Annotated in this window: 15 protein-coding genes; 1 reads left to right on the top strand and 14 read right to left on the bottom strand. The window is 66.0% G+C overall.

Going from position 1 to position 19,624, the window contains the following annotated elements:
- Positions 1 to 17 precede the first annotated feature (17 nt).
- From BJK06_RS08240 to BJK06_RS08175, 14 genes are all read right to left on the bottom strand, one after another.
- On the bottom strand, positions 18 to 2,219 hold the full coding sequence (locus tag BJK06_RS08240) for a DDE-type integrase/transposase/recombinase (protein ID WP_070417488.1): 2,202 nt from the start codon (positions 2,217 to 2,219) through the stop codon (positions 18 to 20).
- Positions 2,220 to 2,347: 128 nt separating this feature from the next.
- Entirely contained in the window at positions 2,348 to 2,506 is a 159-nt protein-coding gene (locus BJK06_RS18545) for a hypothetical protein (RefSeq protein ID WP_156794804.1), read from the bottom strand.
- A 5-nt stretch (positions 2,507 to 2,511) separates the two neighbouring features.
- On the bottom strand, positions 2,512 to 2,712 hold the full coding sequence (locus BJK06_RS08235; RefSeq protein ID WP_070417487.1) for a hypothetical protein: 201 nt from the start codon (positions 2,710 to 2,712) through the stop codon (positions 2,512 to 2,514).
- Positions 2,709 to 3,299, bottom strand: a complete 591-nt coding sequence (locus BJK06_RS18195; protein WP_070417486.1) for a TnsA-like heteromeric transposase endonuclease subunit — start codon at positions 3,297 to 3,299, stop codon at positions 2,709 to 2,711. Before BJK06_RS18195 ends, BJK06_RS08235 begins: the two co-directional genes overlap by 4 nt.
- Before the next feature lie 2,518 nt (positions 3,300 to 5,817).
- Entirely contained in the window at positions 5,818 to 6,363 is a 546-nt protein-coding gene (locus BJK06_RS08220) for a hypothetical protein (RefSeq protein ID WP_070417484.1), read from the bottom strand.
- Between the two features lie 7 nt (positions 6,364 to 6,370).
- Entirely contained in the window at positions 6,371 to 7,648 is a 1,278-nt protein-coding gene (locus BJK06_RS08215) for an ImmA/IrrE family metallo-endopeptidase (protein ID WP_070417483.1), read from the bottom strand.
- A gap of 397 nt (positions 7,649 to 8,045) precedes the next feature.
- Positions 8,046 to 9,221 (bottom strand): AAA family ATPase, encoded by a 1,176-nt coding sequence (locus BJK06_RS08210; protein ID WP_070417482.1) that lies wholly within the window; start codon positions 9,219 to 9,221, stop codon positions 8,046 to 8,048.
- On the bottom strand, positions 9,211 to 9,987 hold the full coding sequence (locus BJK06_RS18920; RefSeq protein WP_219810667.1) for a DUF6414 family protein: 777 nt from the start codon (positions 9,985 to 9,987) through the stop codon (positions 9,211 to 9,213). The genes BJK06_RS08210 and BJK06_RS18920 overlap by 11 nt, the downstream gene beginning before the upstream one ends.
- 216 nt (positions 9,988 to 10,203) lie before the next feature.
- Positions 10,204 to 11,571: a replicative DNA helicase gene (gene dnaB, locus BJK06_RS08200; RefSeq protein WP_070417481.1), complete on the bottom strand. Its 1,368-nt coding sequence runs from the start codon at positions 11,569 to 11,571 to the stop codon at positions 10,204 to 10,206.
- Positions 11,572 to 12,130: 559 nt separating this feature from the next.
- Positions 12,131 to 12,583: a 50S ribosomal protein L9 gene (gene rplI, locus BJK06_RS08195; protein ID WP_069712629.1), complete on the bottom strand. Its 453-nt coding sequence runs from the start codon at positions 12,581 to 12,583 to the stop codon at positions 12,131 to 12,133.
- A 14-nt stretch (positions 12,584 to 12,597) separates the two neighbouring features.
- Positions 12,598 to 12,855: a 30S ribosomal protein S18 gene (gene rpsR / locus BJK06_RS08190; RefSeq protein ID WP_017887834.1), complete on the bottom strand. Its 258-nt coding sequence runs from the start codon at positions 12,853 to 12,855 to the stop codon at positions 12,598 to 12,600.
- 47 nt (positions 12,856 to 12,902) lie between these two features.
- Complete coding sequence (locus tag BJK06_RS08185; RefSeq protein ID WP_070417480.1) at positions 12,903 to 13,472, bottom strand: single-stranded DNA-binding protein; 570 nt, start codon at positions 13,470 to 13,472, stop codon at positions 12,903 to 12,905.
- 3 nt (positions 13,473 to 13,475) lie between these two features.
- A complete protein-coding gene (gene rpsF, locus BJK06_RS08180) occupies positions 13,476 to 13,853 on the bottom strand; it encodes a 30S ribosomal protein S6 (RefSeq protein ID WP_070417479.1) in 378 nt (125 codons plus the stop codon).
- A 159-nt stretch (positions 13,854 to 14,012) separates the two neighbouring features.
- Positions 14,013 to 15,449, bottom strand: coding sequence for a CCA tRNA nucleotidyltransferase (locus BJK06_RS08175; protein ID WP_070417478.1), 1,437 nt, complete (start codon positions 15,447 to 15,449; stop codon positions 14,013 to 14,015).
- Between the two features lie 124 nt (positions 15,450 to 15,573).
- Here BJK06_RS08175 and BJK06_RS18915 point away from each other — a divergent pair, with 124 nt between their 5' ends.
- On the top strand, positions 15,574 to 19,578 hold the full coding sequence (locus BJK06_RS18915; protein WP_219810666.1) for a DUF6049 family protein: 4,005 nt from the start codon (positions 15,574 to 15,576) through the stop codon (positions 19,576 to 19,578).
- Positions 19,579 to 19,624 lie beyond the last annotated feature (46 nt).

Here is a 19,624-nt window from a genome sequence, read left to right as displayed (position 1 = left end):
TGTGCTCCTTGTCGTTTTCAGTTGTTGATGCCGATGAGGGGTCGTGCTGGAAGGTCGGTGTAGTCGCCGTCGTCGAGGTCGTCGAGCATTTGGGCGTAGAAGTCGTCCGGTGTCGGCTCGGCGTCGAGGTCGAATTCGGTGTTCGAGTAGTCGACGATCGGGTCGTCGTCTTCGTCGGGGATGAGGTCTCGGCTGTCGATGGGCGGCTCGGCGTCGGTTGTGTTCTGTTCGCCGAAGTAGTTGATGACAGCGCCGGCTGTGGGCCTGTCCGGGTTCTCGGTGAGCGCGCGCATGAACATGTCCATGCGCGTCGCGAGCCGCCGAGCGCTGGCGTCCTCGGGCAGCTCGGTTCGCCACTTGCGGAGGATCAGGCGAAGTTCCTTGTCGAAGTCGCGAACCCAGCGCTGGCTGGAGAGCTGCTTCCGCGTCCACTCGACGGCCTCAAAGCTGAAGGGCTGGTCGTCCTGGTCCCGCAGCACCCATGGGATCTCGTGCCACTTTCCGTCTGCCGCTTCGAAGTAGATCTGTCGAGCGTCTCCGGGCTCGTAGTGGAACCGCCACTTGCCGCCGGGCTCGGGACCATCCACGCCCTCGTACTCGGCGAGGAGTGCAGAGTCGTAGATGAGGCCACGGAGCGAGATGCCCTTTTCACTGACCCGTCGTCCTTTCGCTGGCAGGATCCGCAGCCAGAGGTCGGGGTCGGGGTGAGCGACGATCATTCCTGCGCGTTCGATGCCGGCGCAGTACATCTCGTACGGGCTTGCGCCGCTCCGCTGGCTTCCAGGCAGCCGCAGTCCACGGTGGGGCCGCAGGTGGTACACGCGTGCGATCCACTCTCTGATGATGTCGGCCAGTTCGTCGACGAACAGGACGGCGTCGTCGTCGACCTTCGTGCCGCGCCCGTCGACGGAGCCGGACGTGTATCCGGGCAGGAACTGGAGCAGGCCGGTCTTTTGAGTGAGCCAGTACCGTTCCATCTTCGGCTTTTCAACGCCGCGGTAGGGGCGGGTGGGTTCCAGAGAGATGCCGAGCTGTGCGCAGACGTACGTGATGTAGTGGCTGGCGAATGGGGCGCCGTTGTCGATGACGATCTTCTCTGGAAGCATCACGGGAGCGTTGGGCTTCGTCGGCTTGAACGGAAGCCGTAGGGACCCCGGTATGCCGTGGTAGGGCCATTCGGCTGGCGCTGTCCAATCAGGGTCGATTGGCTGCGGTCGGACTGATTGTGCGATGACTGCCGCGACGTCCTCCTGAGTTGTCGTCTCGCGAAGAACGAATCCGAGGATGCAGCCCGTGTACTCGTCAAGAGTTGCGGTCATCTCTGGCCGGAAGCGACGCCCGGTGAGACGGTCGATGCACATAACGTCGACGATGGTGGTGTCCGTCTGCACACGCTCCCCGGGCCGGGAGGCACGTCGCGAGTAGTCGTAGCGTCCGCGCGGTCGGTTCGAGTGCGAACTCTTCGTCTTATTGCTGAGGCGGGTTACCGCTCCTGCTCCGAGCGCTTCCAAGAGTCGGTACTGGGTAGCTGTCGACGGCAGCCTGCCTTTCGTCCCTGCCAGCGGATCGCTGCGCCACCGCACGCTGGGGTGCTCGACCTCGAGGGCGTCGATTGCGTTGCTGATGAGCGCGCTGCGGGTGAGCCGTGACCGTCCGGGCTCTCGCGCCTTGTCGATCTCGGCTCGGAGTGCGTCGCGGAAACGTGGATCGACGGACTCGAACCAGCGCTGAGGCTTGAGGAGTCGGGCGTCGACGAGACCCATGTCACCCTCGTTCTGGAGGCCAGCGATCTTGCGCTCGATGGTTCGAGTGCTCTTCTGCACTTCCTTCGCCTTCGAGCGCAGCCGTTGGCCAAGCGGCCGTGCTGGGTCGTACTGCTCGCGCGGCTCACCGGGACGGCGCGCTTCTGCGCTTCCGGAGGCGAACCCGGTCAGCACCTCGTTAACGTGCGGCTTCCAGAACTCGACTTGCGCGACCGCGGAGGCTCGCTGCGTCTTTGGCAGCGAGTCGAAGGCGAGGGACGATCGCCACAGAGGCTGGCGTTCCTCGTTTTCGATGCCGACGAAGTTGCTATCGGCGAGGATGTCAGTGAGGCGGTCCTCCTTGACGACCCCGCGTGGGCCGCGGAGACGAACACTCGGGCCGAAGCCCTCGATGGTCCACCGCTTCCCTTCACGCTCGATCTTGGTTCCGTTGCCGAGGGGGATGGTTCGAGACATTGGATTGCTCCGTTGGTTTGTTGGACGCGCGCCAAACGTCGGTTGGGCGCGGGTGCGTCTTCAAGTGCAGGGGACGCGTCGGCGTGACGCATGGGACGCCGGTCTCGACCGGCGGGCTAACTGGCGTGTCAGTGCTGAACGATCCAGTCAGAGATGACACGGCGAAGCTCGGCGATGGACACCTCTGCGGGTGCCTCGACCGTCGGGGCCGCCCAGCCTTCGTATAGCTCGCTTAGGAGCCGGGCGGTGCGGCTGAACTGCTCCTCGAAGCGGGCCTTGCCGTTCATGCGGTTCACGGTCGGAGTCGTCGCACCGTGCGCGCCACTACAGCGCGAGAGTACGTGTCGGTTTCAAGCGTGATGAGCGCGCGGTAGGGCGAACCGGTGTCCGGGTCGACGAAGGCGAGGATGATGGTGCTCGATTCGATCGAGTTGTTCGCGTCAGCCGAAGCTGAGCCCGAGGGCGTGTACTTCATCACGTGGTTCGTCTTCATGTTGAACGCTCCAATGCGCTGAGGCTGCCGAGCGGCTGGGTCAGATCGGTCGTGAACTGGGAGCGCCAGAGCAGGTTCCTGATGCAGGGCCGCACGATTGCGCGATGCAGCGTGGGGGACAGTCGCCGTTCCAGACGGCCCATGGTGTCTCCCGGCCGCCATGCATCGAGGACATCGCTGACGGGGTACTTCTGCATCCACATCTCCACTCGCGCGCCGGAGAGGAAGGCAAGATTCCGTAAAACTGTTCGAGGCGCCCCGGCGTACTCCTCATGCAGGAACCCCGCCTGGGCCACTGTGCGCTCAACCCACTCGTGCAGGTGACGGACGTCCGCTTGAACGATGCGGCGGAGTGGCTTCACATTCACAATGCGCACCGTCCCGTCGCGGCACAGTAGAGCGAAGTCGGGAGTGTGCTTACGCACTTTCCCATCGACGACAGCCCAAACGCTGAACGGCTGGGACCGGATGAGCAGGACGTTGGGGTCCTGGTCAGCGAAGAGCAAGAACTCGGCTTCGAGCTGCGAGTCATACTGCACGAGGTCCTCATTGGTACTGGCGAAGTACGTTCCCGGCTTGTTCGGCATGTCCGAGTGCCGACCAGGTCGACGAACGGGCGACCCTCGTGCGATGAGATCAGCGGTGAGTTCCACGAGGGGCACCGCCCCGGGCACACCGTCGACGAAGACGGACGCGACTGGGCCAGCACGAAGCTCACTCATGGTGAGACGCCGCTGAGAGGGCCCATACCAGGGCCGTAGGAAAGTCGTGATCTGAGCGTCCCGACCTGATCCATGGGTACGTCGGGGTGGCGCGGTGAAAGCGCACGACAATTCATTCAGTTCTTGCCCGAATGACTGTTCGGGTGTATCCTTCCAGATGATCCGATCGCAGGATCTGGAGGACGCCCGGTAACGAGAACCACTAATTCTCGCCGGGCGTTTCTTCGTCCGACTGTCGTTGCTTCCGCCCGCCCTTCGGCGGCTGTTCATTGGCTTCTCCTCGACTTGTGCGCATGGCGAGTGGTGCGGGCACCGACATGAGCGACGGCATGATTCTCAGGCAGCCACGACGGGTTCCCGTCAGCTTGCTGCCGTGATGCTAACGCTTTCGCATCACGCCTCGAACGATACCTCCGCGCGCCTACCAATGCAATACGAATATGGATGAGATCGTGGCCCCAGCAAGCCACCCAAAAGTAGATATCATCCATTCAATCTACTATGTAGAACTGCTTTTCGGGGTATTCCAGATAGGCCCAATCGCTACACTAAGACTACTGGAACAAAGTGCTTTCCTCCAGCAATCTGATTGGTGAGCGCTTAAGTTGCCATCAACAACACCCCCCGGCGAAGGGCGCGAGAGGCACGTCACTGGTGAAGGCGCAGTTATGCATTTCACTAATCTCCCTGCTTTGGCGGACGGGTGCACTCCCCAGGAGTGCGAGCGCGGCGTTCTCTCTTCGTCGCAGCGCGCTCCGAGGTGGGTCGGTGGCTACCGACGGGCTTCGCGCTCACGCTCGCGCTCGCAACGCGGATTGCTTTTGCCGGCGAGGAAGTCGCTTCGCGACGGCGAAACTGTCCACCGATTGGGAAGCCGACCCACCTGAGCAGGAGGGCCCCGGTGCAGATCGCACCACAGCACAGGTCCGCTTGTTGCCGACAGGAGGCGCCTCCGGCGAGGGGAGCAAGTGCGAGCCCGCCTGACGATGTGAGGTGATGCGAGCGCAGCTTCGCTCCAACGAGCAACGGGCCGGCCCAGCTCCTCGTGATGGATCGCTTCTTGACGGTCGTCGTCGCCTCGTCTGCGTGAGCAGCGGGAACGCGACGCTAGCCACGCCGACGGTGACACCGGCGATGCGGACCACGAGCGACGTCGTGCCCCCGGTACCTTCGACAGCAGCGGCATGGTCACACGCTGGCCCTCGTGCTCGACGCTGAACGAGTAGGTGGACGTGCTGTTCATGGTGGTGCTCCTTCGGTTCCTGAACGTTGTACGGCGGACACGGGCCGTATCTCAGCCCTAGTACGTCGATCACGCCGTTGCTGACCGCTTCGGGGCCCGCGCCATGTCTATGCGCGGGCAGGGGGCGGAGCCGCGCGTACCGGAAGACGCGTCATCCGTATGGGCTCAGTCCCGTGCGCTGCCATGAGATGGCGAGTTCGTCCCGACCCGCCCCTCTGGATGGAGTACGCCGCTTGCAGCACTGTCCTCGGCGGTCCCGAACACTGGGCACTTCGGGTCCACCGGCGGTTCGCTGTACAAGCGCTCCCCACGCCGTTTCCGGCTCCAAAGGGCAGGGTGAGCGCCTGCTGGTTGACCGTCAGCGTGACGAGACGTAGGGCGATAGGCCTGTCGCGACTGTCGACGCTCTCAGGGTGTGCGCTCGCCTTGACGGTCGCGCTCCTGATGCAACCACTTGAACACGGTCCCGGGCGACTCTGGCACCTCGTCCGCCACGTGCCTGATGGAGAGGCCAGAAAGGTGCAGCTCCCACAACATGCGCCGGTACTCCGTCGCCTGCCGCTCTCGCTCAACGGCGGAAGTGTGAATCCGCGCGATGAGCGCGCGCTGCTGGTCAGTGAGGGGCTTGCGGAAGCGAGGCATGGTGACTCCGTATCGATTGCGGTGACTCGTCTTGCCTCCCTCGTGAGGGCATGGCAAGATCCGGACTGGATCGACCATCCGCAAACTCAACAGAGCGTCACCCGGGCTGCTATCCCGGGCCCCAATATTCAGCGGAGAGCCTTGGCTCGTCCGCGATTTTTGTTGCCCACAAGTTAGCCCAGCCGCGCCTGCGTCGCAACGACCGCTGTGACAGAAAACCCCAGGTCAGGGTACTGTTATGGCTTGCCCCTGGGCCTTCAAGCGTTTACTCTTTGGTGCAAGACGCTCCTCCCGCTTCCGGTGCGCGACCGGCGGGTTCTCGGGGCGTTGGCGGTGCGCGTGTCACCGCAGGGGTGCCGTTGAGGCTGGATGCTGTCGATGCGGCACCCCGCTCCTCCTGCTTCAGAAGCAGCTCTCCGCGGTGACCCTGTTCACCCGCAGGCGTCCGCCCTGCGTCTAAGCCCGAGAGGGGCTCCAGAACACCGTCCTACGGGCCGGTTAGAACTTGCATTTGCAGTGCATCTCGCGGTTAGCGTCCCGCACCGCACGATGGACGTCCCACCGCACACCATCAACGATGTACCCATCGATGACCGCTTGATCAAGCAACTGGCACGCGTCGAAGACTCGGCCTGGTCCGAGCTGCTGCGCTTTCGATGCGAAGTCGTAAGCACCGTTATCGTCGGTCACGAGGATTGCGCCGGTCGCCTTCGCGAGGACGATAGCTTCGGCCTCACCCAGGTTCTTTTTCTTGTACTTCTGCAACTCGCCGGGTTCGGAGATTGCGATCTGGAGTTCGAGGGTCTCCGCCGCATCGGCGTCGCCCGGTACGTCGAACCATGTCTGCGCGAGAATCAGCTGGCTGCGTTGCCTGGAGTCGATGTGGTTGAGGCCGTCCTCCACCTCGTTCTTTCCGGATGCCACCCAACGGGGGATTGGCCGGTGCATGTGCAGTTCCCGCAGGATGTCGAAGCGGTCAGCTGCAGCGAAGTGGTGGAGAGTGACCGTGTCGTAGATGACAGAGGTCTCGGAGGGTAAGGGCACGGCTGACCTAGGCGGGCGTGTCTTCGTATGCGTCGGGGAGTGGTTCTGCCGTCTCGGCGGCCATCAGCACCGTCGGGTCAACCGACGCGAGTTCATTGACCTGCTCGTTTAGGGCGGTGCCACCGTGCAGATCGATGGCTTCTTCGACCGAAATACCCAAAAGACTCGCTAGTGGCGCCGAGCCGATGATCCCGGCCGTGTATGCCGCGATGCCGCGTTCGATCATCGAATCGGGCTGGACCACTCGGTCTGCGAGATAATCGCGGCCGCCACGGGTCGCATAGTCGCTCAGACCGGGGTCGCGGATGATGCCAGCGAATTCGTAAGGGCGAAAGTTCAGGAGCCGGTCTCGGTTCTGCCAGTTCATCAGCCCGAGATTGTGGAGTCGATAGACAGCTGTCTGCTTCGACACGTCGTAATCGCGCATGATGGCCGCGACTGTGTCGGGGAGATACTGGCCATGTGTGGCGAGCACCGCGTGCACCTCGTCGTCTGGCAACAACAGGGCCGCCGCAAAAGCGTTCGCGAACCGCTCTTCCGGGGAGGTTGCAGCGAAATTCGCGTCCTGGGACACACGCACACCGTCGCCTTGCAGAACATGTCCGAGTTCGTGCGCGAGTGTGAACAGCGCTCGTGATCTGATCGACGTCGCGTTCACTGCTATCAGATGCAGCTCGTCGTGAACCACGGCACCGCCAAGTACTGGATCGGGCTCACCAGTGGCCGGATCATGGAACCGCTCGACGAGGACGTCGACGCCGAGGTTCTTGCTCAGAGCCGACGCGAGAGACGCGAAGCGCGAGGCTCCGGCTTCGACGCGGCCGAGCGACAGTCGCGCCCATTGGGCGAGAGCTGACGAGGACCTCACAAAATTCGCCTGATCGATCTGCGCGGGTGGCTTCGACAACCAAGCGCCTCGCGACCGTGGCGCAGTCGGCATCAGCTCAACAAGGTCCACGAGCCCCCGGAGGCGATCCATGAGAGGGCTGCTCTGAACAGAGGTGGACTCCACCGTTCGCGCCGCCAACGCCACCTGCGCTGAGGTCGACGACGGCCGGAGCAGCGCCATCGGCGACACCCCGAGCGCCTCTGCGATGTCGATGACTTCGCCAGCCTTGACCGCCCGGTCTCCCGACTCGATCTTTGATATCTGGGACTTCGTCATGCCGAGCCGCTGGGCGAGATCCTGGGCTTCCAGGTCGATCGCAACGCGGGCGGCCCGGATCGAGGCACCCAAATCAGACATGCGGTCAAAGTACCACAGTTTCGAAATCGGAAACTGCACGTCCGCTTCGCTCGGACCTGGCGGCCCCGCCTCCGCAACCCAGTGCAACCTACCCCCCTTGCTCGCGCACTGCTAGTCGTGTCTGTCTCACCGCCACCTTCGCGATCCCGGTAGTCCGACGACTCGCACCTTCCTCGGACAGAAGCAGTGGGAGAGCTGCTTGCCTGCGGCACACACGAGAGGGCCGGGTGCCACGACATCGCCCCAACGACGCATCACCGGCACCGAGGCGCCTATCTTGGCGAGTCTGCATCCGCATGATCCTCGAGCTTGGATCGCCCTCGACTTGTGGGGACCACGCGCATCGTGATGCGCCGGGTCAGCGTCGAAATCCGAGCGGGGATACCCACATGCACGCCGGCGGACTGTCGCCCTTGGCATGCAGGGCCTGCGGCTGTCAGTCCGAGGGCGGCGGGACGCCGTCCCTCGGGTCGTCGTCGGCAGCTTGACGAGAGGCTGCGAGCAAATTGCGCACGAGCGACCTGGCGATCACCTCGTCGACCAATTTCGCGAGCTGGCGGATGTTCGGGGACTGTGTCGCGGCTCGGTGCAGCTTGCCGCGGAGTTCTTCGGAGTTCAGATCCGCCATCCGCGGGTCTGATGACTTGTCAAACCGCCTGTCGATCATCCGATCGATCACGGTGATGGTCTCCACCTCAGTCAGCGTGGTGAACTCAATCGCTGCGTCGAATCTGGAGAAGAGCGCGTCGCCAAGCGCCTCCTGAACCTCGGCTTCAGTTGCCCAGTTCGAGGTGCACACGATCAACGCGGGCCCGACGTTGACCCGGTAGTTCTTGTCCTCGAACGCGCCGCCGTCGAACAGTTCGTAGAAGGCGCTGTGGAACATCGGGTTGGCTTTGTCGAACTCGTCGATGAGGATCACGCCAGGCTCCCGGTCAAGGAGGTCGCGGGCAAGTGAGGGCTCGGAGTGGGAGGCACCAAAAAGGTACGACGCGAACTTCTCCGAGTGAAACATTGAGAACTGCTTGCGGAGCAGTGTGCCCTTCGCGACTCTGTTCACGAACTGGGCGGTCTCGGTCTTCCCGACTCCCGATGGGCCGTAGAACATGACCACGACCGGGGCTGTCCGACCGGGCGTCGTCAGCTTGTACAGTGCCGAAAGGAGCTGAGCCTTCGCCTGCGTCTGGCCGACCACTGCCGAATCGAAGTTATCGTGAATCTGCAGAAGCTGCTCAACGGTCAGCGCTGGGTAGGTGAACTCTTCGACGGTCGTGGTTGGAAAGGTCCTCTGCAGTTGATCCCGAACTGGCGCCGGTGGGTTCTGAACGACCAGCTTCCTAGGGTTGAGCCGGCTCACTTCCCACGCGAAGTTCGTGATGACATGTTCTCGCAAGCTCGCGTACTCGCCCGACGTCATCGACACCAGTGCCGGTCGCGGCGGGACGTCGGCGACTGCTGGCTCAGCAGAAGGATTCGTGACGACCAACTGCCGGCGCACCGTGTCCTCTTCGAGCATCAGGGTGAGCAAGCTCTCGTGGTCCTCACCGTCGAGGATGCCGGTGAACCAGTCGAGTGGGCCGTAGCAGATGACGACTTCGACATCAGCTGCCATGCTGCACCCCCGCGAAGATCACGTCGAACACCTTGAGTCGCGCCACGCTGGTGTCACCTGCTGCGTCGTCGATGATGTCCTCCGCCGTCAGTTTTGGCGGCACCGGGGACTGCTGCGACATTTCGGCCTCCATCGACAGCGACGCTTCGTCCGTCGTGCCGACGAGAACCCCGTGGAACACCAACTGCATCCGTGCCAGATCGGTGAGGCCGTAATTGTTTCGGAACGCCTGCAGGTTGAACCGCAGCACACAGCGTTCCGTGCGCTGCACGCTCTGACCGAGCATCTCGTAGTAGCCCTTCGCGGTAGCGAGTGCTTCATCAAGCCGCGCCAGGTCAACTCCTGATCCCTTGGTATCCATGATCATCAAGTACGGCGTGAACATCTTCGTGTGCGCCATGGATCCCTCGGGCGCGCTGACGCGGATCCCGTCAAGCTGCTCGATCCGGTCGTCTTCCACCATCTGTTCGAGGTAGTCGGTGAGGATCGTATTCGACAGGGTCTTGGAGAGGATGCCTTGGTTCGACTGAGCGACACTCACTCCGGCACCAACGTCTGCTGACGCTCCGAGGAACGGGAGCCAGCTGAGCTTGGCGACGAGTTTCGCGCTCACCTTCGCTTCCGTCGCGGCCATCCGCTTCCTTACGGCTTCGCTGGTCGTGACTTCCTTGCCCCCGGCGGTGATGTCGAGGTAGTCGGACGCCGACTGCTCGTCGAAGTAGACGACTTTGATCATCTGATTGGGCTGCTGCGCGGTTCTGTTCATCGGCCTTCTCGGTCGTGGATGGATCGGACGGACGCCCTCCCGAAGCGAGCGATCGAGCCGCCGCGTCGGATCTGCCGCACTGCACGCAATGTCTCGGGGCAACTACTGATCGAGCGGCAAGACCGTTTTAGCGACGGAGCTACCGTCAACTTGGACCCTCGCGACAGTATTGCTGCGAATCCGACACCTCCCGTGAGCGCTCGCACGACAAACGCGTTACTGCGGCATGTCCACGAACCTCGAGAACATCCCGTGGAACGCCACCGTGATCGTGTCCGTCGGCCCGTTGCGGTGCTTCGCCACGATGAGGTCCGCCTCACCCTGCCGCGGGTTGTCCTTCTCGTACGCCGACTCGCGGTGCAGCAGGATGACCATGTCGGCGTCCTGCTCGATCGACCCGGACTCACGCAGGTCGGAGATCTGGGGCTTCTTGTCGGCACGCTGCTCGGGACCGCGGTTCAGCTGCGACAGTGCGACGACGGGGACCTGGAGCTCCTTCGCCATGAGCTTCAGCGCACGTGAGAACTCGGAGACCTCTTGCTGGCGGGACTCGACCTTCTTGCCCGAGGTCATGAGCTGCAGGTAGTCGATGACGACCATGCGGAGGTTGTGCTGCTGCTTGAGGCGCCGGCACTTCGCCCGGATCTCGACGAGCGTCATGTTGGGGGAGTCGTCGATGAAGAACGGCGCGTCGTTGATCCGACCACGGGTCTGCGCGATCGTCGTCCAGTCGCGGGAGTCCACGGTGCCCTTGCGCATGTTCTGCAGCGGCACACTGGACTCGGCGGAGAGCAGACGCATCGCGATCTCGGCGCGACCCATCTCGAGCGAGAAGAACGCGGCGGTCTCGTTGTGCTTGATGGCGGCCGCGCGGCAGAGGTCGAGCGCGAGCGTCGACTTCCCGAGGGCCGGTCGGGCGGCGATGATGATGAGCTGCCCGGGGTGGAAGCCGTTCGTGAGGCCGTCGAGCTGGGCGAAGCCGGTCGGGACACCGGTCATCTGCCCGTCGCGCCCCTTCGCAGCCTCGATCTCGTCGAGGGCGGCGGAGATGGCGTCGGTGAGGGGGACGTAGTCCTCGGTCTGGACACCACCGGCGACGTTGTAGACCTCGGCCTGGGCGCTGTTGACGAGGTCGGTGACCTCACCCTCGGACGCGTAGCCCATCTGCACGATGCGGGTGCCCGCGTCGACCAGGCGGCGCAGCACGGCCTTCTCCGCCACGATCGCCGCGTAGTACCCGGCGTTCGCTGCGGTGGGCACCATGCTCGTGACGCTGTGCAGGTACTCGGCGCCGCCGGCGCGGGACAGCAGGCCGGTCTTCGTCAGCTCGTCGGTGACGGCGATGACGTCGGTCGGTTCACCGTGCGAATAGAGGGACAGGATCGCGTCGAAGATGACCTCGTGCTTGGGGATGTAGAAGTCCACGCCACGAGCGGTCTCGATGACGTCGGCCACGGCGTCCTTCGACAGGAGCATGCCGCCGATCGTCGACTGCTCGGCGAGCATGTCGTGCGGGGGAGTGCGTTCCGCGCCACCACGATCCGCGTAGTCCTGCGGCGCGGGTTCGAGATGCGCGATCGACACACTTGCTCCTCTTTGTTCAGTGGCGGCTCGTCCAGTGGCTGCGACGGGTCCGCCGACGGCGGCCGTGACGAACCGACCGTCCCTGTTCTACCCCGGGCGACCGACATCGCCGAGTCGCTGGGCCAAGCTACGGGGACAGAGTTATCCCCAGCAAACGGCCTTGTGGATAACTCTGTGGAGAGCCTGCGGAACACGCCGGGATGCTGTGTGGACAACTGTGGACAGGGGTGTGGACAACTGGGCTGGGGAACACACTTTCGACTGCTTGACCTGGGGTTTCGTGTTCCACACCATGTGTGGAGAAGTGGGGTTCAAGTACGCATTGAAGGTTGCCGATCCGACCGTTGCGCCTGTGTAAAAACAGTTGACAAACGGAAACCTGAGGACAACTTTCCCAAGCCGTTCCCAGCAAGCGCGACCCTGTCTGAGAAGTAACCGGTCAGCGCGGGACGAGCCGCGCCTCCTGGGTCGGAACCGCCACCGACGACCCCGGAACGCGACGACGGGCGGGCCTCCCGGAGGAGACCCGCCCGTCGTGAGCGGAAGACCGCAGCCAGTGTTACTTGGCGGCGACGACCTGGAGCGAGATCACGGCAGTGATGTCCTCGCGCAGACGGACGGTGGCCTCGTGGTCACCGACGGTCTTGATGGTCGCGGGGACCTCGACCTTGCGCTTGTCGAGCGAGCCGACGCCCTGCGCCTGGACGGCGTCAGCGACGTCGCCCGGACGGACGGAGCCGAACAGACGACCGTCCTTGCCGGCCTTGACGGTCAGCTTGATGGTCGCGTTCTCGAGCTTCATCTTGAGGTCCTGTGCCTCTTCGATGGTGGCGAGCTCGCGAGCGGCACGTGCCGCACGGATCGACTCGACCTGCTTCTCGCCGCCCTTGGACCACGCGACAGCGAAGCCCTGCGGGATCAGGTAGTTGCGGGCGTAGCCGTTCTTGACGTCGACGACGTCACCGGCGGAACCGAGGCCGGAGACCTCGTGGGTGAGGATGAGCTTCGACATGTGTCGACCTCCGATCAGCGGCCGGAGCCGGCGTAGGGGAGGAGCGCCATCTCACGGGCGTTCTTCACGGCACGGGCGATGAGGCGCTGCTCCTGGACGGAGACGCCGGTGATGCGACGGGCGCGGATCTTGCCACGCTCCGAGATGAACTTGCGAAGGGTCGCGACGTCCTTGTAGTCGATGACGCCGACCTTGATCGACTTCGCGGGAGCGGCGTTCTTGCCGCCCTTACCGCGAGGCTTCCGGCGATCGCCGGTGCTCTTTCCAGCCATTGTTTGTCCTTAAGAAGTGGAAGTTGTGTCCGTTGAACCGCGGAGGATCAGAACGGGGTCTCGTCGTCGTACGTGCCGCCCGGGGTGCTCCACACGTCGTTCGACTGTGCGTTGCCGCCCTGCTGGCCACCCTGGGGGGACCAGGGCGCGTCCGACTGACCGCCGCCGTTGTTGTTCCAGCCGCCGCCGTTGCCGCCGTTGCCCGCCGGGGCGTTGCCGCCACCGACCTGGCCACGACCGCCGCCGGAGCCACCCGCAGCACGGGTGATCTGCGCGGTCGCGTAGCGCAGCGACGGGCCGATCTCGTCGACCTCGAGCTCGATGCTCGTGCGCTGCTGGCCCTCACGGTCCTGGTACGAGCGCTGACGGAGACGACCCTGCGCGATGACGCGCGAGCCCTTCGTCAGCGAGCCCGCCACGTGCTCGGCGAACTCGCGCCAGACGCTCGCACGGAGGAACAGCGCGTCGCCGTCCTTCCACTCGTTCGCCTGACGGTCGAACGTGCGAGGAGTCGACGCGATGGTGAAGTTCGCCACGGCGAGCCCGTTCTGCGTGTACCGCAGCTCCGGGTCCGCGGTGAGGTTGCCCACCACCGTGATGACGGTTTCGCCGGCCACGGGTTACTCGGCGCTCGCGGTCGCGGTTGCGTTGGCGGCCTTGCGGGCCGCGCGGGCCTCGTCGCGCTGCTTCTGGGCGGCGACCTGCGCGATGCCCTCTTCGGCGCGGAGGACCTTCGTGCGGAGCACGGCCTCGGAGAGGCCGAGCTGACGGTCCAGCTCCTTGGCGGCCTCGGGGGTGGACGTGAAGTCCACGACGGCGTAGATGCCCTCGGACTTCTTCGCGATCTCGTAGGCGAGACGACGACGGCCCCAGACGTCCACGTTGTCGACGGTGCCACCGTCGTTGCGGATCACAGCGAGGAACTTGTCCAGGCTGGGAGCGACGGTGCGCTCGTCGATCTCGGGGTCGAGGATCGCCATCAGTTCGTACTGGTGCATGCGGAACCCACCTCCTCTGGTCTCAGCGGCCCCGAGCAGTTCTCGGGGCAGGAGGGTTGATGCATGTGTCCTGCCACGCAGTGTGCGTGCGGACAACCCGGCAAGCTTAGCGGACGGCCTGGAGGCGCGCCACCGGCTGTGCAGAACCGATCGCGTCCGTCAGGCGGTCGCGTCGCGGGCGGCCCACCAGTCGCGCAGGCGCGCTTCGGCATCGTCGGACCCGAGGGGGCCCTCGTCCATCCGCACCTCGAGGAGGAAGCGGTAGGCCTCGCCCACGGCACGCCCCGGCGGGATGTCGAGGATGCGCATGATGTCGTCGCCGGAGAGGTCCGGACGGATCGAGTCGAGCTTCTCCTGCTCGGAGAGTTCCCGGATCCGGTCCTCGAGGTCGTCGTACGCGAAGGCGAGCCGGTCGGCCTTGCGGCGGTTCCGGGTGGTGACGTCGGAGCGGGTGAGCTCGTGCAGGCGTTCGAGCTGGTCGCCGGCGTCCCGGACGTAGCGACGGACGGCGGAGTCGGTCCACGCGCCGTCGGTGTAGCCGAAGAAGCGGAGGTGCAGCTCGATCAGGCGGCTGACGGCGGCGATGGTGTCGTTGTCGAAGCGCAGGGCACGGAGCCGCTTCTTCGCGAGCTTCGAGCCGACGAGGTCGTGGTGGTGGAAGCTCACGGCGCCGCCGGGCTCGAGCTTGCGGGTCGCGGGCTTCCCGATGTCGTGCAGGAGCGCTGCGAGTCGGAGCACGGTGTCGGGGGCGTCGCCGGGGTGCCGCTCGGCCTCGTAGCCGATCGCCTGCGTCAGGACCGTGAGGGAGTGCTCGTAGACGTCCTTGTGGTGGTGGTGCTCGTCGATCTCGAGCCGCATCGCCGGCAGTTCGGGGAGGAAGCGCTCGGCGAGCCCGGTGTCGACGAGCAGACGTACGCCGTCCACCGGTTCGTCCGTGTTCAGGAGCTTGACCAGTTCGTCGCGGACCCGCTCGGCGGAGACGATGTCGATCGAGTCGACCAGGTCCGTCATGGCCTCGCGCACCTCGTCCGAGACCGTGAAGCCGAGCTGCGCGGTGAACCGGGCGGCGCGCATCATCCGCAGGGGGTCGTCGCGGAAGGAGACCCGGGCGGCCTGGGGCGTGTGCAGGCGCTCGGCGAGGAGGTCCTCGACGCCGCCGTGCACGTCGACGAGCTCCCGCGCGGGCAACCGGAGCGCCATCGCGTTGACGGTGAAGTCGCGGCGGAGCAGGTCGTCCTCGATGGTGTCGCCGAACGCGACCTCGGGCTTGCGGGTCTCGCCGTCGTAGACGTCGCTGCGGTACGTGGTGATCTCGACCTGCTCGCCGGCCACCCGCGCGGCGATGGTGCCGAACTGCCGACCGACGTCCCAGGTATTGCTCGCGATCGGTCCGACGATCCGCAGGATGTCGTCCGGACGGGAGTCGGTGGTGAAGTCGAGGTCGGTGACCGCACGCCCGAGGAAGGCGTCGCGGACGGGCCCACCGACGAGGGCCAGTTCGTGTCCGGCGTCGGCGAAGGCCCGAGCGAGGATGGCGACGGGCTCGGTGGCGGCGAGTGCGTCGAGTCGCTCGACGGCCTGGGCAACGGACTGCATGACGGTCCTCATCCTCCCAGATCGCAGGTCTGAGTTCTCCACAACGTGCGCGCGCACGGGAGCGTTCATGGTCGGGCCTCATACACTCGTGGACGGCCCGAACCGACCCCGTGGCCCCTCCAGCATGCAGATCTTCCGCACCACGCTCGCCGCCGCCGCGTCGGCCCTCGTCGCGCTCGGCCTCGTCGTCGCGCCCGCTGCGGCCGACGGTGCACTCGCCACGACGGCCTCCACGACCACGACGCACGCCGCACACCCCGCGGCCGCCGAGCAGGGCCGGACGACGATCACGATCGCGCCGGCGAACCGCGGGATCGTCCAGCGCGACGAGGACCTCGAGCTCTCCGTCACGGTCACGAACGACACCGACGCGGACGTCCCTGCCGGCACCGCGGAGCTCGACATCTTCCGCTCCGTGAGCACGCGCGACGTCCTCTCCGACTGGCTCGCCGACACCAGCACGACCGGTTACCTCGGCGCCCCGATGGACTCCGTGGACGTCCCGGCGGTCCCGGCACACCGATCCGTCACGCTCGGCTCGGTGAAGATCGTCTCGGGCAACGTCGCCCTCGGCGGGTACTCGTCGTTCGGTGCCCGACGCATCGCCGCCGAGTACACGGCGGGTGACACCTACGCCGTGGCGCGGTCCGCGATCACCTGGTACCCCGAGACGGACCAGACGCCGGTGAGCGTCTCGGTCGCGATGCCCATCACCGTCCCGGCGACGAACCAGGGCGTCCTGACGGCCGGCGTCCTGGCCTCAGCGACCGCCGTCGACGGCACGCTCACCCAGCAGCTCGACGCCGCCGAGGACCACAACGTCGCCGTCGCGATCGACCCGCGGATCATCGCGTCCATCCGGATCCTCGGTGAGAACGCACCGTCGTCGGCGACCGCGTGGCTGGACCGGCTCGAGTCGCTCCGGAACGAGACCTTCGCGCTCCCGTACGCCGACGCCGACGTCACCGGCCTCCGGCAAGCGGGAGCCGACGGGGTCCTCTCGCCGATCTCCCTCGACCAGGAGATCAAGCAGCAGAACTTCCCCGGCGCGTCCACCCCGACCCCGACCCCGACGTCGGATCCGCAGAGCCCGACGGCCGACCCCTCCGCCTCGACGTCACCGACCGACGACGCCACCGCCGACCCCGGGACGGACGACGAGGCACCCGCGACGCTGCCCACCACCGATTCCCTGCTCGACTTCCCCTACTCGATGGACGGGATCGCCTGGCCGTCGGACGGCACCGTCACAGCGGCGGACCTGCCGGCGCTCGCGAAGGCCGGCTCGAAGACGACGATCGTGTCGAGCGGCAACACGTCGGCCGGCGCGGACACGACGATCGCCGCGTCCGAGCAGATCGCCGGGCAACACGTCCTCGTGTCCGACCAGTCGATGTCCGCCCTGCTCCGCACCGCCGCGACCGCGTCGAGCCAGCAGGAGTGGTCGACGGCCATGTCCGAGCTCACCGCGACGCTCGCCACCTCCGCCCGCGCGGGCACCGCCGAGGCACCGATCCTGCTCACCCTCGGTCGGGACTGGCCGACGAACTCCGCGCGGCTGAGCCAGGCCCTCGACGCGCTCGAGGACACCGCCTGGGTCGCCCCGGCAGACCTCTCCACCGCGGCCTCCGCGACGGCCGGCTCCCTCACGCTGTCCGCCGGGACGAACGGCGACGCCCGCATCGACCAGCTGCAGCGACTGGTGGACGGCGAACAGGACCTCGCCGGGTTCGCGTCCGCGCTGGACACCCCGACCGACCTGACCGCGCCCGCTCGACTCCGGCTGCTCGCCCTGGCCTCGAACGCCTGGCGCACCGACACGGACGGCCTCGCGACCGCCGTGGACGCCCAGGTCGCGAACTGGGCGGGCAAGACCTCGCAGATCAGCATCCCCGACTCGAGCAGCCTCACCCTGCTCGGCGACCGGTCCTCGCTGCCGATCTCCATCCGGAACCGCTCCGACTTCCCGGTCACGGTGCTGTTGTCCGTGCAGCCGTCCAACTCCGCGCTGCGGGTGGTGCGGAACGACATCGAGGTGAAGATCCAGCCGGACTCCTCCACCCGCACGACGGTGCCGGTCCAGTCGGTCGCGAACGGCAAGGTCAACCTGACCCTCTCCCTCACGAGTCCGACCGGGGTGAAGATCGCGACCCCGGCCACCGTCGAGCTGAACGTCCAGGCGCAGTGGGAGACCGTGATCACCGCGGCCGCGGCGGTGGCGCTCGTCGCGATCTTCGGGTTCGGCATCTTCCGGAGCATCCGGAAGCGTCGCCGTCGCCGGAACGGCGACGTCGACGAGGACGACGACGAGGACCCGAACCGGCTGCTCGAGGTCCAGCCGGTGGTCGGTGGGGACCCCGTGCCCGCCGCATCGCCGCACGACGGGCGTGCACCGTTCCTCCAGTCCGACACCGCGGTGCGCGACGCACCGACAGCCGACCCCGAGGAGCCGACCATCAGCGCCACCCAGCCCGAGCCGTCCGTCGACGCGGAGCCGGCCGCCGAGCGCAGTCTCGGCCGTGCCAGCGCGATGCTCGCCGCCGGCACCATGCTGTCGCGCATCCTCGGCTTCGCGAAGACGTTCGTCCTCGCCTTCGCGATCGGCAACACCGGCTCCGACGCTGCGAACGCCTTCGGCATCTCGAACCAGCTGCCGAACAACATCTACGCGCTCATCGCCGGCGGCCTGCTGTCGGCCGTGCTCATCCCGCAGATCGTCCGCTCGATGAAGCAGCACACCGACGGCGGGGTGGCCTACGTCAACAAGATCGTGACGCTCGGCGGGTCGGTGTTCGTCGTCATCGCGATCGTCGCGACGCTCCTCGCACCGTTCCTCGTCTCCGTGTACAGCCAGCAGGCGTCCGGCGACAGCAAGGGCTTCACCGACGCGCAGACCGACCTCGCCGTCGCCTTCGCGTTCTGGTGCCTGCCGCAGATCCTCTTCTACGCGATGTACTCGCTCCTCGGCGAGGTCCTCAACGCGAAGCAGGTGTTCGGGCCCTTCACCTGGGCGCCGCTGCTCAACAACGTCATCGCGATCGCTGGACTGATCGTCTTCATCGCGCTGTTCGGCGGTCGCGACGTCAACTCCTCCACCGAGGGGTGGACGGCGATCAAGATCGCCGTCCTCGCCGGCAGCGCGTCGCTGGGCGTGTTCGCGCAGGCCGCCTTCCTGCCGTTCTTCTGGCGGCGTGCCGGACTGACCTTCCGACCGGACTTCCGCTGGCGCGGGGTGGGGCTGCGCTCCACCGGGACGGCCGCCGGGTGGCTCTTCGCGATGATCCTCGTGACGCAGCTCGCCGGCATCGTGCAGTCCCGCGTCGCGTCGCTCGCCGGGGGCGCCGGCATCGCCACCCTCGGCACGACGTGGCTGCTCTTCATGCTCCCGCACTCGATCATCGCGGTCTCCATCGCGACGGCGTACTTCACGCGGATGAGCCACGACGCCGAACGCGGCGACCTCGGAGCAGTGCGCCGGAACCTCTCGCTCTCCCTGCGGATCGTCGGCCTGTTCACCGTGTTCGCGAGCGTCGCGCTCATCGTGCTCGCGATGCCGTTCGCCCGGATCTGGGAGAACCGGTTCGACCACACCCAGGCGATGGCCGAGGTCCTGTGGGCCTACATGCCGGGTCTCGTGCTGTTCAGCATGCTCTTCATCATCCAGCGGGTGTTCTGGGCCCTGCACGACCACCGGACGCCGTTCCTGATGCAGTGCGTCCAGTCGGTGCTCTTCGTCATCGGCGCCCTCGCCGTCGCGACCTTCCCCGGCAACGTGATCGGCGTCTCGATCGCGGTGTGCACGACCGTCGCGGGGACCGTGCAGACGATCATCGCGCTCGTCCTCGTCCGCAAGCGTCTGAACGGCATCGAGGGGCCGATCGTCACCCGGTCGCACGTGCAGTTCGTCATCGCCGCGCTCATCTCCGGCGTCGTGGGGCTCGTCGTCGTCAACTTCTTCGGCGGCTTCTCGGCCGACGGCTTCGCGATGTCCGACGTCTCCGGCGCACTGATCACCATCGCCCTCACCGGCGCCGTGATGGTGCTCGTCTACTTCGGGGCGCTCGTCGTCGCGAAGAACGGCGAGATCAGGGGCGCCGTCGACATCCTGCGGAAGCGGCTCGGTCGCTGACGCGCTCCCGGGTGATGCGGAATGCCACGCCGGTAGCATGTGTTGA

Origin of the sequence: Curtobacterium sp. BH-2-1-1 (assembly GCF_001806325.1) — a bacterium.
In the GTDB taxonomy this organism is placed as follows: Bacteria; Actinomycetota; Actinomycetes; order Actinomycetales; family Microbacteriaceae; genus Curtobacterium.
This window is presented reverse-complemented; position numbering and strand designations above follow the sequence as displayed.

Bases quoted from the DNA above. Each gene is read 5' to 3' on its own strand.
- BJK06_RS08240 (WP_070417488.1), bottom strand. From the start codon at position 2,219: ATGTCTCGAACCATCCCCCTCGGCAACGGAACCAAGATCGAGCGTGAA.
- BJK06_RS18545 (WP_156794804.1), bottom strand. From the start codon at position 2,506: ATGAACGGCAAGGCCCGCTTCGAGGAGCAGTTCAGCCGCACCGCCCGG.
- BJK06_RS08235 (WP_070417487.1), bottom strand. From the start codon at position 2,712: ATGAAGACGAACCACGTGATGAAGTACACGCCCTCGGGCTCAGCTTCG.
- BJK06_RS18195 (WP_070417486.1), bottom strand. From the start codon at position 3,299: ATGCCGAACAAGCCGGGAACGTACTTCGCCAGTACCAATGAGGACCTC.
- BJK06_RS08210 (WP_070417482.1), bottom strand. From the start codon at position 9,221: ATGGCAGCTGATGTCGAAGTCGTCATCTGCTACGGCCCACTCGACTGG.
- BJK06_RS18920 (WP_219810667.1), bottom strand. From the start codon at position 9,987: ATGAACAGAACCGCGCAGCAGCCCAATCAGATGATCAAAGTCGTCTAC.
- rplI (WP_069712629.1), bottom strand. From the start codon at position 12,583: ATGTCGAAGCTCATCCTCACCCACGAGGTCTCCGGCCTCGGTTCCGCC.
- rpsR (WP_017887834.1), bottom strand. From the start codon at position 12,855: ATGGCTGGAAAGAGCACCGGCGATCGCCGGAAGCCTCGCGGTAAGGGC.
- rpsF (WP_070417479.1), bottom strand. From the start codon at position 13,853: ATGCACCAGTACGAACTGATGGCGATCCTCGACCCCGAGATCGACGAG.
- BJK06_RS08175 (WP_070417478.1), bottom strand. From the start codon at position 15,449: ATGCAGTCCGTTGCCCAGGCCGTCGAGCGACTCGACGCACTCGCCGCC.
- BJK06_RS18915 (WP_219810666.1), top strand. From the start codon at position 15,574: ATGCAGATCTTCCGCACCACGCTCGCCGCCGCCGCGTCGGCCCTCGTC.